Source organism: Euzebyella saccharophila (genome assembly GCF_014855495.1).
GTDB classification, from domain to species: Bacteria; Bacteroidota; Bacteroidia; order Flavobacteriales; family Flavobacteriaceae; genus Euzebyella; species Euzebyella saccharophila.
In genome coordinates, this window is sequence record NZ_JACYFJ010000006.1 from 88,217 (window position 1) to 108,374 (window position 20,158).

Consider the following 20,158-nt stretch of genomic DNA (forward strand, 5'->3'; position numbering starts at 1 on the left):
ATTATAATTAATACTGGTGCTATGAGTTTGAAAAAGAGAGTCTTTAAAAATGGTATTGCCTCAATTTTTCAAAAAGGTGTAAGGGTTTTAGAACAGCTTTTTTTAGTTCCTTTTTTTATTAGTTCTTGGGGTGCAGCCTATTACGGCGAATGGCTAACCTTAACTATCATTCCTACAGTCATAGGTTTTTCTGATTTAGGATTCGGCACGGCAGCCGCAAATAGCTTTGTACTAAGTTATGCATCCGGTGACAAACAAAAAGCCGCAAACATAAGTAAAACCGGCATGTTCATAATCACATTAATGATTGGCGTGGCCATGTTAGTAAGTATCTTAACAATTTTTGTTCTTAACTATTTTGATGTTTTTGAGAAATCCTTGATAAATAAAACGGACGCTATAATCGCCGTTTCAATTTTAATTTTAGCTCGTTTACTTAATTTTTACTCCCAACTTTTTCAAGCTTATTATAGATCAGCGCAAAAAGCAGCAATGAGCATGAATTTACTTTCCATATATGCGGCTTTAAATTTAGGAGCAGGATTATTGGTTTTGGTGCTGGGTTACGGGGTTGTTGAATTTGCATTGTCTCAACTTCTTGTAGTTTCTGTTTTCAACCTTTATTATTGGATAAAGGGTAAGCAGGTATTGGGTCTTTTTAACGATTTTTCAGGGACGAGGGACAAATTGGTACAAAAAGAAATAACAAGAAAAGGATTAGGGTATTTAATGTCCCCCGTATGGCAAGCCATATACTTTCAGGGTACTACGTTCATAGTTCGTATAGTACTTGGTCCTGAAGCCGTAGCCATATTTAATACCGTAAGAACACTTAGTAGGTCCCTTAACCAGTTATTTTTCATGGTCAAGGCCGCTATATTTCCAGAATTACAATTTGAAATTGGAAAACAAAACTGGGACACAGCCAAAAAAATATATAGAATGGCTATGCTAACAGTTTTTTCAATGTCTTTTTTGGGATTTATTTTCCTGGCCATTTTTGGACTCTGGTTTTACAACATCTGGACACAAAATGAACTTGAAGTTTCACAAACTATATGGTTATTATTCATTTCGGGAATGTTGTTCAATGCACTATGGTGGACAACCGAGATGATTTTTGGTGCCGTTAACCAACCTAAAAAAATGGCCTTATATGGTATTGGTGTATCAATTGTATCAGTATTGTTAACCTATATACTATCACATCAATTCGGACTTACAGGAGCTGCTATTGGTGCTGTTTCATTGGATATAATATTAGTATTCCTGGTAATTCCCTCAGGCTGTAAACTTATGGGTATGTCCCCAAAAGAATTAGTCGTTCATGGAGTTGATGATTTTAGGGTGATATTCAAAAACTTACGCCTTAAGATCAATAATTTAAAAGCATAATATGAAAATTTTATATATCGGACATAATGCTCCTGCAAGCACCTCATATCATAGAGCACAGGCTTTAGAACGAATTGGTCATACGGTGGATATAATAAACCCATATGAAGTGTCAGAAAGATCTCATGCGGTTATATCCAAATTACATTATCTTACCGGATATAGGTTTTTACAATCCCGCATGCGCAAGTGGGTTACTAAGAACGTACCAAATACACCCTATGATTTGGTTTGGGTGAATAGTGGTGAATTATTAGGTGTAAACTGTGTGAAATTTATTAAATCAAGAATTAATCGGCCAGTTATTCTCTATAATAACGATGACCCTACCGGAGGGCGTGACGGTAAAAGATTTGATACTTTACTTAAAACCATACCCTATTATGACATGTGTGTGGTAATGCGTGAAATAAATGTCGCAGAATATGAAAATCTGGGAGCCAAACGGGTAATTAAGTCGTATATGAGTTATGACGAAGTTATTCATGCGCCATTAAACGAGTCGGATATACCTGACAAATTTAGGTCAGAGGTTAGTTTTATTGGAACAAACATACCTAATGAAAATAGAGATGTCTTTATACATAAGTTGATTAAAAAAGGTGTTCCTATATCCATATGGGGTGGCAGGTGGGACCGTTCTCCTTATTGGAAAGAACTAAAGCCCTTTTTTAGAGGCCCATCTCTTAAAGGCAAAGAGTACACAGCGGCAATACAAGGAGCCAAGATATGCCTTGGCCTTTTATCAAAGGGCAATCGAGATTTGTATACAAGGCGTAGTTTTGAAATACCTTATGTAGGTAGCCTTTTCTGTGCTGAAAGGACCGAAGAACATCTTGCCTTGTTCAAAGAAAACGTTGAGGCAATATTTTGGAAAGATGCTGATGAATGTGCGGATAAATGTATTGAATTACTGAATAACGAAAAACTTTTGAACCAGATTGCCGAGCAAGGAAGGGCTAGAGTTCTAAATGATAAAAGAGGAAACGAAGATATTGCAAACTATATTTTAGACCAGGTAAGGAAACAGTTGAAATGATATTAATTAAAATACTTTCGGTAATTTTATTAATTCCCTCTATAACCGTAGGATTCAAATTGTTCAAGAAAAAAGACTTGAACTTCTTTGACCTGCTCCTTATTTTCAATACCCTATATTTTGTAATAATACCACTTAAATCCAACGAAGAGGTTTATAAAGTTATTGGTAAAATTACCCCGGAAACCTCTATAATGGTTTTCTTTTATTTACTGATCTTTTTCCTAGCTTTACTAATTGCCAGTTACTTTGTAGAACCAACATCTAATTCACCCTTAAATGTCACCTATTTTATTAAAAAATATCCTGCATTAAAAGCTAGTTTACCTCTTAAAATCCTATTAATAATTCTTCCGGCTTTTGCCTTGACTTATTATGTTCCTCATATGTCAACCATGTCTGCTTTTGAAGATATTAGGGAAGCAGGCGTTAGGGCCAGTTACGAAGAATCTTCAATGGTAAAGTTGTTTGGAACTATTTTCTCTTTAGGATTGGTTGTTTCCATCACGCTCTTTTTCCAAGATTTAAACCGTAAAAAATTTCAATTATTAACGGTCATATCACTATTAGTCTATTTAGTGAATCTTTTATTGTTGTCACGTAGAACCCTTTTGGAATTTGTTCTTTTCGGGGCAATTATATTTTATAGTTTGAACAGGGAATTGATAAATAAGAAACTAATATTCTATGCCTGTTGCTTTGGCATGTTTTTATACTTTGTTTACTTCCCGTTCTACAATATCGTCAGGCGGTCTCCTGTTGAATTTGAAATTAAAGACCCCATTACATCTATTCAAAAAATTTATGACTACGGTATTGGCAGTTCTAATGACGCAAGTGACCGTGCCGCAGATTTGACTGCTAGTAGAGCGATTTATCTTTATAGAGCGATTTATTGGGTTGCCCTAAACGATACGGATAAGGATATAACCTGGGGCGAACTTACCTTAATAGCAATAGACCATGCCATACCCAAAGTTCTAAACCCGTCAAAAGGTCTAGGCTCGGAACTTATCTTGGAAGATCGGCAGCATACGAATAAAGATTCGGCGGATTCCGTACTATTACTTGGATTGGCTGATTACTCTATGCTAGGTGCCATTTTTACGCTACTGGCCTATTTCACGGTCTATCGCATTTTAGTTTTTATATCCAATAGTTCCGAGATTTTTTTTGGCGACACCATTGCGTCGCTTTATGTAGTTTACTTTGTATTTAAGTTAGCATTTGCTACCGAAAAAAAACTTGACAGTATCCTAGCGGATATTATAACCTATACCCTTGTTATATTTCTGATAGTTTTACTCCACAAATCAAATCTTATTAAAATGCTTAACAACCCTGTATCAAAATTAAATTTAAAAGCTTGAAACTATACTATCTAGTCCAACCCTATATTGTATGAAAATAATAATATTGTCTCATCCTCTTTTTTTTGGAAGTAAAAGTATGCCACGGTTCGCAAATTATCTTTCTGAGGGTATGCAAAACTTAGGTCATTCGGTTGAAATAGTACGTCCTCAACCTTACTTGAATAAATTACCCTTAAAGGCTACGGGAAAGAAATGGCTTGGTTACATTGATCAGTATATTATTTTTCCCACCTCCCTTTTCTTCAAAACCAGATTTAAAGATAAAAAAACGCTCTATGTCCTCTCTGATCAAGCATTGGGATTCTGGGCTCCTATTGTTGCTAAAAAAGCACATGTAGTACACTGTCATGATTTTCTTGCTTTAAAATCTGCGCAAGGGAAAATTAGTGCTAATCCCGTAAAGGCTACCGGAAAACTATATCAGAAAATTATTTACAAAGGGTTTAGCAAAGCCAAAAATTTTATTTCTGTATCGAAAAACACCATGCATGAGTTGGAAAACCTACTGGACAAGAAACCTGAAATAAGCACTTATGTTTACAATGGTCTGAATCCTCTTTTTACAACTGGTGATTCAATTATTGCTCGAGAAAACCTTTCAAGAGAAATAAATACACCCTTAACAAATGGCTATTTATTACATGTTGGTGGAAACCAATTTTACAAAAATCGAATCGGTCTAATAAAAATGTATGACGCGTGGCGAGACATCACGACTTTAAACCTCCCGTTAATCCTTATAGGTTCCCCTCCCAATGAAGAAGCTAAAAACGTTAGGGCCAACTCAAAATATGCAGAAAATATTCTCTTTTGCTCAGGTCTTTCGGACGAGATGGTAAAACAAGCATACCAAGGCGCTTCGGTGTTTGTATTTCCATCGTTAGCGGAAGGTTTTGGGTGGCCCATTGCCGAAGCAATGGCCTGTGGTTCCCCAGTTATTACTACGAATAGTGCTCCGATGAACGAGGTTGGTGGCGATGCCGCTATTTATATTGAAAACGTAGCCTCGTTTGAAAACACCCAACTATGGGCAAAGGCAGGAGCGAAGGTTATAGAAAACCTTCTCGCTAAAAATGTAGACCAAACTGAACTCATAAAGAAAAATGGTTTAGAGAATGTAAAAAGGTTCAACAGCAATAAAACTATTGCTGACATAAATGAAATTTATACACAAGTATATAATTCAAAATACGGACACTATGAAAATTCTTAGGATAATAGAAAGTATGGATCCTTCATACGGCGGTCCATGCCAAGGCATACGAAATTCTATCCCTGAGATGGACAAGTTGAATACGGATAACTATGTTGCCTCCATTGACGATAAGAATACTGAATGGGCATATCAAGATAATTTTAAAATTTTTAAACTAGGACCCGGGAAAGGCCCTTGGGGATACACCTCTAATCTCGTCGCATGGCTAAAGGAAAATTTAGCTTCATACGATGTGATAATCGTGCATGGCCTATGGCAATACTATGGTTACGCCGTTAGAAAAACTATAAATTTGCTAAAAAAAGAAAATAAAAAGACCCCTAAATTTTTCATCATGCCCCACGGCATGCTAGACCCGTATTTCCAAAAAGCACCTGACCGCAAAATTAAGGCTTTGAGAAACAGTCTTTTTTGGAAATTAGTTGAAAAGAAAACGCTTAACGATGCTGACGGGATTTTATTTACCTGTCAAGAAGAGTTAGTGTTGGCCCGTGAGACCTTTGCAGGATATCGTCCACAAAAAGAGATCAATGTAGGATATGGCATCTTACCTCCCGCTGAGATACAGGCAAGTGATATTATCGCATTTAAAGAACACTGTGGCTTGGACCCAAATGAGGATTACTTCCTCTTTTTAAGTAGAATCCACCCAAAAAAAGGACTTCTTAACCTTGTAAAAGCTTATGCTTCTTTTGAAGGTACAAATCGTTTATTACCAAAATTAGTGATAGCGGGACCTGGAATGGATTCTGATTTCGGCAAAAATATTGACCAATTAGTACAGAACAATAATTTTTTGAAAAATAATATCATTTATGCTGGAATGGTTACTGGGAATGCAAAATGGGCTGCATTTACTGGGGCCAAAGCCTTTATCCTACCTAGTCACCAGGAAAATTTTGGAATTGCGGTAGTGGAAGCACTCGCTTGTCACTGTCCCGTCCTAATTTCAAATAAAGTTAATATCTGGCGTGAGATTGTAGAAGGAAATGGCGGTGTTGTTACAGAAGACACTTATGAGGGTACACGTCAGTTATTAGGGCAGGGATTAGAATTAAGCTTAGAGGAAATTGAAGAAATGCGCAAGAATGCCTACAACGTATACCAAACGCACTTTACCGTTAAACAGGCTGCTAAAAAATTATCGGAGACTCTTAAATCTCAATTATTATGATAGAAGCAAACTCTAGAGTATCTCTAAAAGATTTTAATCCAAATATAGGTTTGGACCGTGGTGCGGGTAAATTAAAAGAGCTGTGCTGGTATTTAACAAAAGTCATTTTCTTTCTTAGCGCCCTTCCTTACCCAAATGGATTAAAATCAAAAATTTTAAGACTATTTGGTGCACAAGTTGGGAAAGGAGTTGTCATAAAGCCACGCGTAAATATTCATTTTCCATGGAAATTAGAGATTGGTAACTATGTGTGGATAGGAGAAGAAGCATTTCTCTTGAATTTTGAAAAATTGACTATAGGGAATAATGTATGTATTTCACAGAGAAGTTTTTTATGTGGAGGAAATCATGATTATAGAAATCCAGCAATGCCTTACCGCAATGGGCCTATAACATTGAAAGACGGTTGTTGGATTGGCGCATGTTGTTTTATAGGACCAAATGTGACAATTGGTATAGATACCGTTATAACCGTAGGTTCCGTAATCGTATCGGATCAAGATGAAAATGGAGTACATACCAGACCAATATTAACCAAAACAAAATTAAGATGGAAGCAAAAATAGTTGCGGTGTTTTAGTGGATTATTCTATTGATGTTTAGATAATTTGAAACTAAAAAAACACCTTGCATTAAAATGAAGTTTTAATAGTAGCCAACCAATCACTTAAACCAAAATCAAAATTAAAATATTGACCTATTAGATTAGTTCTAATAAATCATAGTATATATGAAAAAAAGAATATTGTATATTGGTTATAATTTTTCTCCCGAATTAACCGGTATTGGCAAGTATAGTGGTGAAATGATGGAATGGCTTGCTAAATCAGGGCATAATTGTTCCGTTATAACCAGTTACCCATACTATCCTCAATGGGAAGTTCAAGAGCCCTATGTCAAAAACAAATTCGGTTTTTTAAAAGAAGTTATTGATTATTCCAGTGGTGGCAAACTTACGGTGTACCGCTGCCCCATGTACGTTCCCAAAAAACCCAGTGGTTTAACACGCATAATATCAGACTTTTCATTTTTTGTATTGGCACTACTTCAACTTATTGTGTTTTTTTTCAAGAAGAAACACGGGTATGTAATTACGGTAGCGCCAACTTTTTTAGCAGGTGTACTAGGTGCCCTATATAAAATAACAAGAAATGCAAAACATTTGCATCATATCCAAGATTTGCAGATCGAGGCGGCGGTTGAATTAGGGATGATAAAATCGCCCTTACTAATAAAGATTCTTTTTAAAATTGAAAATTTCAACTTTAAAAATTCAGATCATATCAGTAGTATCTCAGATGCCATGATAAATCGTATTACCAAAAAAACCAACCGGAAAGTAGCTTTTTTACCTAATTGGTCTGACACCAATTTATTCTACCCAATCCCGAATAAGCTGAACTTAAAAACAAAATTTGGGTTTTCTCCAAAAGATACAATTGTATTATATTCAGGAGGAATTGGGGAAAAACAAGGGTTAGAAAATATTCTTTACGCTGCCCAAGCTCTACTTGATTTTCCTCATGTAAAAATTATTATTTGTGGTTCCGGGCCCTATAAAGAAACGTTAAAATTGAAAGCTCAAGAAATGCACCTGCAAAATCTTTCTTTTATGCCGTTGCAACCTAAAGAAGACTTTAACGATTTTCTAAACATGGCCGACGTTCATTTGGTAATCCAAAAAAAGAACGCCAGCGATTTGGTTATGCCATCCAAATTAACCACCATATTAGCCGTAGGCGGCGCAGCCTTGGTAACAGCAAATGAAGGTACAGATTTACACCATATCGTGTCCAAATATGAAATGGGGCATCTAATAGAGGCCGAAGATAGAGATGCACTAACTGCTGGAATCATACATTTAACCCAAACTCAAGAATTGGATTCCATAAAAGAAAACGCACACATGTATGCAAAAAAATACTTAAATATTGACACTATAATGCAGTCTTTGGATAAAGATTTGCTCTAGAAAAATTAGTCGTGTCATTGGCCCTAATTTAACGAATCTTATCGATATGTAATTGCAAAAAGGTTAATTATATCATACTTTTATTATTACTACCAGTTCCTCCACATGTAAAATACCAGTTACCAGTTACCAAAAGACCATAAATTGAAACAAACGAAAATATTAAATTTTAAAAAGTTTTTATTTGATTTAAAAACAAAGGCCTTGAAACCGGTAATATACCGTTCACATGTAGAGGCAGAAAAAGAGTTGAGTTCGGGGCAAATTGAACTACTTAATTTTAAAAAACGCAAGCATATAGTCAATCACGCCTTTAAAAACACTGAATTCTACCAAACTAAATACAACTCGTTTCAGAAGGAACTTGAAATGTTAAACGAAGAGGACTTTCAAAAACTCCCTCCCGTTACACGAGATGATTTAGCTACTAACTTTGAAAAATTTATCTCAGGTGGGAGAACACCCTCAAAAAAAGTTTCACGCAAAGTATCTTCATCGGGTAGTACAGGTAGACCTATTTCCGTTCTACACGATACTCGTTTTCCGTATACCGTCTTACAATGGAGAATATTAAGCTGGTGGGGCGTACAACCCTATGATAATCAAGCTTTTATTTACCGATATAAGAGATCTTTTCTTAAAAGGCTGGGCAATAATTTATTATGGTGGCCTACCCAGCGTATTTTTCTCACGGGAGCCGAAATGAATTTAAACAACGTAAAACACTTTGTAAAACAAGTTAATGACTTAAAGCCTACGCTATTACAAGGATATGTTGATGTGGTCTATGAGTTTGCCCTTTTTCTATTGGACAATGATTTGAAAATTCATCCACCAAAAATGGTATGGGTAACATCCGCTCCTCTTTTTGAAAACCAGAGAAAAACCATGGAAGCGGCTTTTGGAGCTCCTGTATGTGATCAGTATGGTAACACAGAGGTTTTCACCATAGCGGCAGAATGCCCTAATCAAGATGGTCTTCACATTATGCACGATGCGGTGCACATTGAAATTGTAGACGATAATAATGAACCACTCCCTTCGGGAAAAACTGGAAAAATCTTGATTACAGATTTAAATAATGAAATTTTTCCTCTCATAAGATATGAAATTGGTGATAGGGGTAAATTGATAGGCCGTAAATGCTCCTGCCCTATTCCGCTACCCTTAATGGATAATGTTAGAGGTAGACAATCCGTAATGTTAAAAACGCCGTCCGGCCTCAATGTACGTAGCGAGCATTTAACTATATTATTTGAAAAATTCCTAAACACCGTTCGAGAGGTTCAATTATTACAGAATGAAGACTATTCAGTTGAATTACGTTACATCTGTTATTCTCAAGATGATAGTGTCCTACAGGAAATTGAAAATATTTTACGCGAACTAGTTATTAAAACAAGAAACGAAATTAACATAACGCCTCATAGGGTAGATGAATTACACACAAAAAACAACAAAAAACCCCTTATTATAAGCAATTTAGCTTAATTTACTTTTTTTATATTCACCTTTTTAGGTATTCATTTACTGTATAAAGGATAAAACATAGATTTCTACACAACGGATTTCATCATTGGCAAACTTATCCTTCCAGGCCGGCATATCCCCCTTACTAGAACCATTTTCAATAATGCTTAACATAAGTTCCTGTTCCTTTATCCATTCATTATTAATAAAACAACTCAAAATTAAATAGGTATATCAATTTAACGAATAGCTCGGGAGCAGCTTAACAATTATTAAACCATACAAAAGATAGCAATGAATATGGCAGATATTCTATATTAGCGTTTTAATTAAACGATTGTGTTAATCAGCTCATAGAAACCAATTAAAAATAATTTCATTCCGGAAACTATACTTTATGTCCCCACTATACACGAACTCTTTAGCTAAAAAAGTACTTTTAGAGATGAAGTCTGCTAGATACGACTCTCTCTCAAGAAATAACGCCTCCAAGGCTCTTTTTCATATTGAAAATGACAAAGGAAAACTTAGTAGGGCATTAAAAGTGACTACAAAGGAATATGCTATTGAAGTTTTGGGTTCTAAAAAATATGCACCTTGGCTTAACGTATACACCGCACTATCCGGTGAGTTTAAAGAAGGTTGGATTCCTGACAATTATTATCGGAAAATAGTTGTACCAGAAATTCAGGGAGAATATGGTCAACTTTCTTTTTTAAAAACTTTGAACAATACCCTTTTCAATGTACCTATCGGGCCTGATATTGCCTATTTTATAAACGGAAAATGGTTTTCACAAACCCTTGCCATTATAAATCGTCAGGATTTAAAAGCTATGCTATTTTCAGCGCAAGCCAAGTAGTATTCAAGTCCAATCAATCTTACCAAGGCCGAGGGGTCTTTTTGCTTACCTCTCAGAATTTTAATATTGAAAGCATAGAGCGTTATGGTGACGGTACGGTACAAGAATACATTCACCAACATTCATTTTTTGATGAATTCACTTCGGATTCTGTTGGAAATCTTAGAATAACAACAGTAATGAATTTACAGAACAAACCCTCATTACGCTCATGCTATTTGCGATTGGGACAAAAAAATGACCAACACGTTAAATCAGAAAACCACATAAGAATTCCTATAGACCTGAGTTCCGGGAAACTTTTTGATACGGGCTATCTTGCCAACTGGCAACAAATTAACATGCACCCACAATCCAATATTTTATTTGCAAATAAACAAGTTCCGTGTATCCATAAATGTATAGACTTGGTTTTAGGTCTTCACATGAAAATGCCAATGGTACAATGTATTGGTTGGGATTTAGCCATTAATGACCAAGACCAGCCCGTTGTTATGGAATGGAATGGTTATGGTAATGACATTAAATTTTCAGAAGCTACTCAGGGGCCTTGTTTTAAAGACTTAAACTGGTAGAACGCCCGATATGCTATTGTCTTTGGAGTTATTCCGTAATTCTAATTAGTTCTACGGTAACGGACACTTTACCTTTATTATTAAAATTGTTAACCGACTTTAAATAAAGGTAACGATTGGTTTCCATTGCATCCATGCCAACGGCCTTTTTTTGTTCTCCCACAGAGCTGTTGATTTTCATCATATCAATATCGCCATATCTAGACCGTGCACCAACCCAAACGTCAGCAGCACTTAAACTTTGCTCAGTAACCACATGCACCTTGTTTATAGCAAAATTGTAAGGAATTAACATTTTTAATTGCTGATCTTTACCTGAGCCTAAATTTACTTCTTCCGTGCGCGTCCAAATTTCCGTTTTAACGGTTTTAGTCTTCTCTACAATAAAATTATTTGAGATATCCGTTACCCTTGCAAAGTTAGAATTGGAATTTGAAGCATCTTGCAATATTAACTTTACGGACGGACCCATATTTGTACCATCAAAAGGTCTCCAACCATCAACCTGTACATCATAATAGTTATTGCTTCCCTTAGCCCTAGTATCGGAATCTAGAGCTACAACTCCTAAGAAATCCTTAGTGGCCGAATGCTTTTCAATATGAACGGCTGAATTAACTACCTTATTATTAGATCCAAAAATGGAAAAAGGTCCATCCAACTCTCCTTTAAACTCATTTACGTAAATCTGAACATTATCCATAGTAACATAATCTCCAAATGTTTGGTCCATAGGATATTGATCTACTACATCCGCCATATCTTTAATGGTTACATTTTCAAAGGAGACTTTATTGAGATTATCTAAAAACCGCAGGCATACAAACTTATAATCCGGGTTAAAAATAGATGACGTACTTTCTACATATATGTTCTTAAAAACACCATTGTTAACATTTCCTAAGTCCGCAAAACCATCTCTACGGTAGGACTCATATCCATCAACCAAAACACCATCTTGAAAATCTACCAACTTTAGTGAGTTACAATAGCCGCTTACCGAACTTCTAACGTTTTCACTTCCTACATATTCACCGTAATCAATGCTATTTTTCAAGGTTATATCTTCACTATGGTACGTAGGAGAGTTATCGTTGTTCAAATAAATTAGATGTGGTGGGGGCATCCAGAATACACCTCCAACATTTCCACCAATGTTCTTGCCATCGGCGGATTGAATATCTGAATATCTATAGGATTTTAATCCTTCTGAAGTAAAGGTATCCACAACGCCCTGTATACCCATGATTATACCATCAAATGTTACATTTTTTAAATTGATATTCCTAGGAATATCCGTTATGCCATTATCGTTACGGATTTCTTGGTTTTTTTTATATTGTTCTTTAAGCTTAATTCCCATTTGAATAAATCTATCTGCAGTTTGCCCTTTTGACATGAGCTTCACATCTTCAAAATTGATATTTTGGGCAGCTTCTAAAAGAAATATAGCTCGGTAAGAGGTTGGGCTTCTAGAGATTGGATTAGATGCTGTAAAACCTATATTTTTTTTACCTATCAAATATTCTTTTAATTGCCTAGCATTATACAGGTTATCATTATCCGACCATCCGAATGCGGCATCATATTTTTGGTCATATAAAAAAGTAAGATTCTTAATGGTTATGTTCTTTGTCAAAGCCATATAGAATGCCGGTGACAATAAATTGTTGATTATAATACTAGCATTATTGGCACCTTCAAGCCAAGTATTATCTTCAAGAAAAATGGACTTCTGACCTGTCTCTTCTAAATCTAACAGCATATTGCTATCTACCAATACCTTCGCTCCAATATTTTGTGCTTGAAGCAAGGTCTCTACAAACGCTTCCCTATCATCTGTAGAGCCGTTCATAGCAGCTCCAAACCATTGGGGTTTGATATATTCGGTAAGGAAATCTCCGGTAATGTCTACTTCTTTAAAAATATGACGGTCACCATTTGCTTCAATTTGGGTTTGGTTCCCATGTACTTCCCCGTTAAGCAAGGAGCCACCCTTGAACCTCATGGTTACCTTAGGGGGTAAGGCTATGGTCTGGCCGGCCAAGTCAAAGTCATGCTCTATTTGCCAAATAGTGTTTTGGTACTCTTCAGGAATGGTTTGCCAATTAAAGTCTACCGGTAGGATGATCACTGCCAAATCCTCCTCGTCAGGAGCTTCTTCACTTGGTGCAGTGGTTATTTTTTTTGGACTATCTACTGCGTAATGATAGTTCTGTGCCGTAAGTTGCAAATGCAGAATTATACCAAAGGTGATGAGGATGTTTTTCATTGTCCTGATATGATGTAAGCGTTCTCACCAGATTTACGTAGCAATCCAAAACGAACATTGCCATTTTCACTGGCAAAGGTAGCGACTCCGCCACCAGTATAATTTAAATCCACTCCATTTGCCGCTTTTACGGTTAAGATGGCTCCATTATGCGCTTCTAAGTTAAGGGTTTCCCCAATTTTCATCCCTGAAAAATTGGAGGAAAGGGTTAGGGTACTGGTTTGGGTACAAGCCAAGGTATTGTTAATGTCTTCTTGGGCAATATTTCTTGAGTTTTTGAAAGTAATAACCTTACTGGTACCCGTAATATTTTGTGCATATTTGGCGTAGAGAGCATAGGGTACGCTTAATAATTGGCTTACCCCTATAATGCCGTAATTGCTACCGCCGGTAGGGTCTACTTGTGTTTCAATAAAATAGGGGCCATTTTCCCAAGCTATTTTATTAAAAGTGCCTTGTATTTGATTACCAGTTCCTATTTCGATACTTACCAGACCATTGGTATTGGTGTCCGCCATATGGTTTTCTTCATAGGCAACGCTGCCATTGGCACCGCCTTGTCGTATTAAAATGCGTAGCCCCACAGGCGCTTCTGATACCAAGCTGTTGTCCGTAGCCCTTACAATGGCCTGATAACTTATTTTTTCCGGAGATTGTGCCAAGAGTTCTGGGCAGCTCAAGCAACATAAGAGGAAGAAGATGTATTTTTTCATTCAGTTATTTTTTTAAAAGTGTAAATTTTTGATATCCTTTTCCCTGTACAAAAACCCGTAGCAAGTAGGTAGCCTGCGGCAGATGGTCCATGGCCAACACGGTACTTTTTTCTTGTATGGGTTTTTGTGTAATCATTCTGCCATTATAATCATACAGTTCACACCATGCCAGCTGCTGGTTATAGGAGCTTATGCGGATGTTTAATTTGTTAATGACCGGGTTTGGATAGGTAACGATGTCAATGGCATCCGTATTGTCTGTAGCTCCATTATTTGCGTTAAAAATTTGGTCCTGAGCGGTGTAGGTAGGGTTCTCTGGAGCGTTGGTACTGTCTTGGACCCTGTCTACCGGCTCTCCTTCTTGGGAGTCTTCACCTTCCGTCTCGCTAACGACATCGCTCAGATCTTCAGGTGCAGAGGCCTCATCCTTTTCCTGTTCTTGATGGAGGTTTTCCTCAGTATTCTCCTTTTGTTCAGGCTGCTCTACGGTAACTTCTTCTTCCGGGACAGGGTCCAGTGCTTCTTGTTGGGTTGGGAACTCGACTACAGGTTCTTGCGAAACTTGGTCTTCCTCAAGTTGTTCCTCAGGGATAGCATCAGGTGTTTCCTGTTCAATAAGAATCTCTACGACTGGCGCTTCTTCCGTGTCCTCTTCAGTTTCGTCTTTTTGCTCCGGAAGTTCTTCCGGTGTTTCCTCATGGGCGGGCGGTTCTTGAGATACTTCGTCTTCTTCTGGCCGTTCCTCTGGAATAACTTCAGGAGATTCTTCTGCTATGGGTTCTTCCTCTTCTTGCTCTGCAATAATTTCTTCTGAGGAATCTTGAATAGCTTGCTGCACCCCTTCGTTCAGCGCCATTTGCGTGTTGGAAATGCTGGCACAAAATATAGCGCCCAAAGAATAGGATATGGACCCGGAAGGGGATATGGCATCTCCACCCGCGGCATTAACGGATTCTACATCGAGTAGATTTCCGGATTGGGCAAAAAGTACTAGACCGGGCAGCCATATAATAACCGCCCATAGTAGTGGGTTTTTCATAAGTAGCGTTCCATTTGGGGGATGAACTGCTCAATTTATACGACGAAAGGTAAATAATTGGATGTTGCAAAGGGCCAATAAATGGCTAAAAGACGATTAAAGGATAGAAAAAGGAAGTAATGAGACGGGTATTGTAAGTAAAAGATGTCAAATAAAAGCCGTGTTTGCTTCTAACTAGTTTTTAATAATTGGGATGGTTTTTTCCAATTGGTTGAGTACCGTTATTTTTAAGAGGTAGTACGACTTCTTAAGGTGGGAAAGCGCCACTTTGGTGGTGGTCGTTTGTATGTTGCCAGCTTCAATCATTCTGCCTGCATAATCGAACAATTGAAATTGGGCCTGTTTTTCTTTATAGTCTTCCAAATCAATAAAGATGTAATCGCTGGCAGGGTTAGGATATACTTTCACCTCAAAACGGGCTTCCACTTGCTGAGTAATACCCTTGTTGGCTGTTGGTCGCAAGTCGTTGGAATTGTGTAAAATACTCGCATGCGGTATGGAGGCCCCTACTACATAATCCAAGGTTCCTTTACTGGTGGTCATGCTGCCGTTGGATGCATGTATTTCGCTATAGTCCCAAGAAAGGGTCTTGGAATCCTGAGCATGTACCTGTAGAAATGTTATGAAAAAAATAAAAACGACTAAAATTCGACTCATTTTTTTTTAACGAACCTTTATTTGAGCTATTGTTTAGTTACTTAGTTTTCGATGAAATACATTTTAAAAATTTCGGGACGGAAATAAAGTAGACCTATTCTGAAAAAAATTGAACCAGGGGTTAAACCTAAATATTTCCCCTAAATTTGGGCATGAATTCCATCTTGATTCTTTTCGCCCATCCAAAATTCGAGCAAAGCCGTACCAACAAACGTTTGGTACAGCAATTGGACCAGCTCGAAGGGGTCACCTTTCATGATCTTTACGAAAGCTACCCCGATTTCCATATCAATATTTCTTATGAGAAAGCGCTGCTGGCCCGCCACGATATTGTGGTGTGGCACCATCCGCTCTATTGGTACAGTTGTCCGCCCTTGATGAAGCAGTGGATCGATCTAGTACTTGAATACAATTGGGCCTACGGCCCCGAAGGCAAGGCCCTGCAACAAAAAAAATGCCTGAACGTGATTACCACCGGAGGATTGCGCGAATTGTATTGTTCCGAAGGCAGCAACCACTATTCGGTGAACGAGTTTTTACGCCCCTTTGAACAAACCGCCCGTCTTTGCAACATGGAGTACCTACCGCCTTTTACCGTGATGGGTACGCACCAACTCTCAGATGCGGAACTTGCGAATAAGTGCAAGCAGTATGTACAAATGCTGCGTTTTTTACAAAAGGACTGCTCTCCACAGGTTATAGAAGATTGTGTCATGCTGAACGATATTCCTCAAATCAATTAAATTATGACAGGAAGTATTCTATTTCAGGCCATCGTTTTTCTTACAGGTGCATTGATTTGTGTTCCCCTTGCTAAGCGGTTGGGACTTAGTAGTGTTTTAGGCTATCTGTTGGCAGGTATTCTCATTGGCCCGTACCTCTTGGGCTTTGTAGGCGAGGAGGGAGAGGATATCCTGCATTTTGCCGAATTCGGGGTGGTGATGATGCTTTTTTTGATCGGCCTTGAAATAGAACCTAAAAACTTTTGGAGCATGCGCAAGACCATTTTAGGCATGGGCGGCGCGCAGGTATTGGGAACGATGATCGTTTCGTTTCTACTGTTTTATTATCCTATGGACCTTTCTTACGAAGTGTCGCTCACGTTTTCTATGGTGGTGTCCCTTTCTTCCACGGCGATCACTTTGCAGACCCTGAAGGAAAAAAGTCTTTTTGATACCACCTATGGGGCCTCGTCTTTTTCAATTTTACTTTTTCAGGATATCATCGTCATCTTTATGTTGGGTCTTATTCCCCTATTATCTTCGGAAGATGGGACGTTACCTGATGAAAATCAAGGAGAAGCAGCCAATCTGCTGGCTAACTTGCCATTAGGGCTACAGACGTTGGCTATAATTCTTTCAGTAGTACTTATTGTCGTGGCCGGACGTTATCTGTTCGTGCCCATGCTACGGAAAGTGGCCGCGACCGGAGTGCGGGAGTTATCAACCGCCGCTGCGTTTATGATTGTTTGCGGTATTTCCCTACTGATGGAATTGGTAGGCTTAAGTCCAGCCTTGGGCGCTTTTTTGGGAGGAGTGGTCTTGGCCACCAGCGAATTCAAACATGAGTTGGAAAGTACCCTTGAGCCTTTTAAGGACCTCCTCTTGGGACTCTTCTTTATGGCGGTGGGCGCATCCATCAATTTTATCGTCATCAAAGAAAACCCTCTGGGTATAGGGGGAATGTTATTGGCCATTATTTTTATTAAAGCTGTGGTCCTTTACGGGGTAGGTGCCCTTTTCAAGTTAAAAATGGACCAGCGGTTGTTACTGACGGTGGGTTTGGCCCAGATTGGGGAATTTGCCTTTGTATTGTTGTCCTTTGCTTTTGAACTGAATATTCTCAGTAAAAATCAAATGGATATCCTATTGGTGGTCACGGCATTGACCATGGCACTTACCCCCATATTGGCCTTATTGAACGAGCGCCTTATTTTACCAAAAGTAGGCACCAAGGAGTCCGAGAAAAGGCCTATAGATCATATTGCTAAGCAGCACAAAGTAATTTTGGTTGGTTTTGGGCACTTTGGAAGTACCATAGGCCGATTTTTGCGCAGCCATGGTATTGAGGCGACCATTCTGGATTTTGATTCGAATCGGGTGGATTTTCTTAGAAAGATGGGATTTGAGGTGTATTATGGCGATGCTACCCGAATGGATTTATTGGAGTCTGCCGGAATTGCCGATGCCCATATGCTGATCAGTGCCTTGGACCATCCGGATACGACCCGGAAATTGGTGAAAATGGTAAGAAAAAAGTATCCCGATCTGGAACTGTTGGTGAGGGCCAAGAATAGGTATGAAGCCTTTGAACTATTGGAGCTGGGGGTGGAGCATATTTATAGGGAATCGCTTGATACTTCGGTGAAAATGGCCAGTGACGCTTTGAGCAAACTAGGATTCAGAAAATATACGCTGTACCGGCAGGCGCAGAATTTTATAAAGTTGGATGAGGAAGGCCTGCGGGAAATTGCCAAAAATCGTCCCGAGGATGAAAAGGAATATATTTTTAAGGCCCGGGAAGCCATTGCCCAGCAAGAAAAGGTATTGGAGCAAGATTGGAAGCGGGGCATTTACCAAAATGATAACCATTGGGACAGTGAACAGATGCGACTGGCTCGGGAAGCGGGTCGTAACAGTTCCAATGTAAGTTAATTATGGAGGTCTCGACTGCGCTCGACCTGACAGGGGAATAAATGAAGGTTTACCGTTGTCACCTCGAGCGGAGTCGAGAGGTTTTACAGACAACGATAATAAATTGAGGTTGCGACCGCTTGATTACCTGTTTCGGTGGCTGCTAAACAGCGGGCAATACGTTTTGTAGGTTGAGGTCTCGACTGCGCTCGACCTGACAGGAGAATAAATTAGGGTTTGCCGTGGTCACCTGGAGCGCAGTCGAGAGGTATCAGTGATAAAATGGTGTATTTGAAAGCAGAACGCTATTTCTTATGTAAACACAAGACTTTTTAAGTAGTTGTTGGCTTGATAGTGAGTTGCCCACCAACTGCTTTCAAAACCTTCATAATGGTTGCGAACTGAGGTTTTGATTTATCGGAAAGAGCCTTGTACAGACTAGGTCTACTTAAACCGGTTTCTTCTGCAATTTTGGTCATGCCAATGGCTTTGGCCACATGACCGAGAGCGGTAATCATGTCTGAGTGATTTCCTTCTTCTAAAACGGTGTTTAGGTATTCAGCAATCATTTCTTTGCTGTCTAAGTAGTCCGAAATTTCAAATTTTGAAGCCTCCATCATATTATTTTTTTAATTTTTTCCAAATTTCCTTGGCTTTCTTAATGTCCATTTCTTGGGTTGATTTGTTTCCTCCCAACAATAGCACGATAATTCTTCCTCAATCATTCTTAAAATACACTCTATATCCCTTCGAGAAATGAATTCTTAATTCTAGAATACCATCGCCAACCGGTTTGCAATCGCCAAAATGTTCATCTTTCTCTAATTTCTGTAAGCGAAACAAGATTTTTGCTTTGGCTCGTGTATCCTTCAGTTTTCTAAACCATCGGTCAAACGCTACTGTTTTTTCTAGAACGTACATTTGTCTTAAATGTATTCATTTGGATACAAATTTAAGAATTTTTTTTGTGCCATTTTTAATTTATAATTAATTTGGATAGTCCCTCGACCTGACAAGAGGATAAATGAAGGTTTACCGTTGTCACCTCGAGCGCAGTCGAGAGGTTTTACAGACAACGGTATTTGTTAGGTCTCGACTGCGCTCGACCTGACAGTAGTAAAAATTAGGGTTTGCCGTGGTCACCTCGCAAAGGAACATATTCAATTATAATCATAAGACTGAATGAACTTAGCAGCCAACAAAGAAAATGCGATTACCTTTTATAAAACGGCCTATTTGGGAAATCCCCGCGAAGCGGTGGAAAAATATGTAGGGGAGGAGTACATTCAGCACAATCCCGATGTCGCTGACGGACTCGAAGGGTTTATCTCCTACTTCGAACGGATGCAGCTGGAATATCCGCAGAAGTCCATCGAATTTGTTCGCTGCATTTCCGAAGGCGATTTAGTCGCGCTGCACACCCATCAGATTTGGCCCGACGACGACCAATATGTGACCATGGATTTCTTCCGCTTCGACGCCAGGGGCAAGATTTGTGAACATTGGGACAGTATTCAGCAGATTCCCCAAACTTCAAAAAATCCGAATACGATGTATTAGGGGGCGCCATTTGCGTTTTTAAAAGCAACTTACGTTGTCACCTCGAGCGCAGTCGAGAGGTTTTACGGACAACGGTATTTGTTAGGTCTCGACTACGCTCGACCTGACAAAATATTTAAGTTTTATTATTAGCCTTAAATAGCTGCTCAATCTGACAGGATTACAAAAACTTAACCCATAAAAAAACCACCAACTGCTGCTGGTGGTT

20 protein-coding genes are annotated in these 20,158 nt (G+C 38.5%); 13 read left to right on the forward strand and 7 right to left on the reverse strand.

Features of this window, described 5'->3' with window-relative positions; genetic code table 11:
* Window positions 1-21: 21 nt before the first annotated feature.
* From IL355_RS16170 to IL355_RS16205, 8 genes are all read left to right on the forward strand, one after another.
* On the forward strand, window positions 22-1,395 hold the full coding sequence (locus IL355_RS16170; RefSeq protein WP_192463152.1) for a lipopolysaccharide biosynthesis protein: 1,374 nt from the start codon (window positions 22-24) through the stop codon (window positions 1,393-1,395).
* A gap of 1 nt (window position 1,396) precedes the next feature.
* Window positions 1,397-2,434 (forward strand): CgeB family protein, encoded by a 1,038-nt coding sequence (locus tag IL355_RS16175; RefSeq protein WP_192463153.1) that lies wholly within the window; start codon window positions 1,397-1,399, stop codon window positions 2,432-2,434.
* Window positions 2,431-3,804 (forward strand): hypothetical protein, encoded by a 1,374-nt coding sequence (locus tag IL355_RS16180; protein WP_192463154.1) that lies wholly within the window; start codon window positions 2,431-2,433, stop codon window positions 3,802-3,804. The genes IL355_RS16175 and IL355_RS16180 overlap by 4 nt, the downstream gene beginning before the upstream one ends.
* A 31-nt stretch (window positions 3,805-3,835) precedes the next feature.
* Entirely contained in the window at window positions 3,836-5,020 is a 1,185-nt protein-coding gene (locus IL355_RS16185; RefSeq protein WP_192463155.1) for a glycosyltransferase, read from the forward strand.
* The gene (locus IL355_RS16190; protein ID WP_192463156.1) at window positions 5,007-6,197 is read left to right on the forward strand and encodes a glycosyltransferase; all 1,191 of its coding nucleotides are present in this window, start codon (window positions 5,007-5,009) and stop codon (window positions 6,195-6,197) included. Before IL355_RS16185 ends, IL355_RS16190 begins: the two co-directional genes overlap by 14 nt.
* A complete protein-coding gene (locus IL355_RS16195) occupies window positions 6,194-6,763 on the forward strand; it encodes an LbetaH domain-containing protein (protein WP_192463157.1) in 570 nt (189 codons plus the stop codon). The genes IL355_RS16190 and IL355_RS16195 overlap by 4 nt, the downstream gene beginning before the upstream one ends.
* 164 nt (window positions 6,764-6,927) lie before the next feature.
* A complete protein-coding gene (locus IL355_RS16200; protein ID WP_192463158.1) occupies window positions 6,928-8,169 on the forward strand; it encodes a WcaI family glycosyltransferase in 1,242 nt (413 codons plus the stop codon).
* Window positions 8,170-8,373: 204 nt separating this feature from the next.
* Window positions 8,374-9,660, forward strand: a complete 1,287-nt coding sequence (locus IL355_RS16205) for a phenylacetate--CoA ligase family protein (protein ID WP_192463159.1) — start codon at window positions 8,374-8,376, stop codon at window positions 9,658-9,660.
* A 36-nt stretch (window positions 9,661-9,696) separates the two neighbouring features.
* On the opposite strand, the gene IL355_RS16210 is transcribed toward IL355_RS16205, so the two are convergent.
* Window positions 9,697-9,858, reverse strand: coding sequence for a cytochrome c family protein (locus IL355_RS16210; protein WP_192463160.1), 162 nt, complete (start codon window positions 9,856-9,858; stop codon window positions 9,697-9,699).
* 178 nt (window positions 9,859-10,036) lie between these two features.
* Here IL355_RS16210 and IL355_RS16215 point away from each other — a divergent pair, with 178 nt between their 5' ends.
* Both IL355_RS16215 and IL355_RS16220 read left to right on the forward strand, forming a co-directional pair.
* Entirely contained in the window at window positions 10,037-10,501 is a 465-nt protein-coding gene (locus IL355_RS16215; RefSeq protein ID WP_192463161.1) for a hypothetical protein, read from the forward strand.
* The gene (locus IL355_RS16220) at window positions 10,426-11,076 is read left to right on the forward strand and encodes a sugar-transfer associated ATP-grasp domain-containing protein (RefSeq protein WP_225621294.1); all 651 of its coding nucleotides are present in this window, start codon (window positions 10,426-10,428) and stop codon (window positions 11,074-11,076) included. Before IL355_RS16215 ends, IL355_RS16220 begins: the two co-directional genes overlap by 76 nt.
* 28 nt (window positions 11,077-11,104) lie before the next feature.
* Here the strand turns inward: IL355_RS16220 and IL355_RS16225 are convergent, their stop codons facing one another.
* The 4 genes from IL355_RS16225 to IL355_RS16240 all read right to left on the reverse strand — a co-directional run bounded on the left by IL355_RS16225 (window position 11,105) and on the right by IL355_RS16240 (window position 15,757).
* Window positions 11,105-13,348, reverse strand: a complete 2,244-nt coding sequence (locus tag IL355_RS16225) for a hypothetical protein (protein ID WP_192463163.1) — start codon at window positions 13,346-13,348, stop codon at window positions 11,105-11,107.
* Entirely contained in the window at window positions 13,345-14,061 is a 717-nt protein-coding gene (locus tag IL355_RS16230; protein ID WP_192463164.1) for a hypothetical protein, read from the reverse strand. Before IL355_RS16230 ends, IL355_RS16225 begins: the two co-directional genes overlap by 4 nt.
* 4 nt (window positions 14,062-14,065) lie before the next feature.
* The gene (locus tag IL355_RS16235; protein ID WP_192463165.1) at window positions 14,066-15,100 is read right to left on the reverse strand and encodes a T9SS type A sorting domain-containing protein; all 1,035 of its coding nucleotides are present in this window, start codon (window positions 15,098-15,100) and stop codon (window positions 14,066-14,068) included.
* A 174-nt stretch (window positions 15,101-15,274) separates the two neighbouring features.
* Complete coding sequence (locus IL355_RS16240) at window positions 15,275-15,757, reverse strand: T9SS type A sorting domain-containing protein (protein WP_192463166.1); 483 nt, start codon at window positions 15,755-15,757, stop codon at window positions 15,275-15,277.
* A gap of 152 nt (window positions 15,758-15,909) precedes the next feature.
* Here IL355_RS16240 and kefF point away from each other — a divergent pair, with 152 nt between their 5' ends.
* The gene (gene kefF, locus IL355_RS16245; RefSeq protein WP_192463167.1) at window positions 15,910-16,500 is read left to right on the forward strand and encodes a glutathione-regulated potassium-efflux system oxidoreductase KefF; all 591 of its coding nucleotides are present in this window, start codon (window positions 15,910-15,912) and stop codon (window positions 16,498-16,500) included.
* Between the two features lie 3 nt (window positions 16,501-16,503).
* On the forward strand, window positions 16,504-18,411 hold the full coding sequence (locus IL355_RS16250) for a monovalent cation:proton antiporter-2 (CPA2) family protein (protein WP_192463168.1): 1,908 nt from the start codon (window positions 16,504-16,506) through the stop codon (window positions 18,409-18,411).
* Window positions 18,412-18,722: 311 nt separating this feature from the next.
* Here IL355_RS16250 and IL355_RS16255 read toward each other — a convergent pair whose 3' ends face one another.
* A complete protein-coding gene (locus IL355_RS16255; RefSeq protein WP_225621295.1) occupies window positions 18,723-19,010 on the reverse strand; it encodes an addiction module antidote protein in 288 nt (95 codons plus the stop codon).
* Window positions 19,011-19,107: 97 nt separating this feature from the next.
* Window positions 19,108-19,311 (reverse strand): type II toxin-antitoxin system RelE/ParE family toxin, encoded by a 204-nt coding sequence (locus tag IL355_RS16260; RefSeq protein ID WP_225621296.1) that lies wholly within the window; start codon window positions 19,309-19,311, stop codon window positions 19,108-19,110.
* Between the two features lie 261 nt (window positions 19,312-19,572).
* On the opposite strand from IL355_RS16260, the gene IL355_RS16265 reads away from it, so the two are divergent.
* On the forward strand, window positions 19,573-19,950 hold the full coding sequence (locus tag IL355_RS16265) for a nuclear transport factor 2 family protein (RefSeq protein WP_192463169.1): 378 nt from the start codon (window positions 19,573-19,575) through the stop codon (window positions 19,948-19,950).
* Window positions 19,951-20,158: the final 208 nt, after the last annotated feature.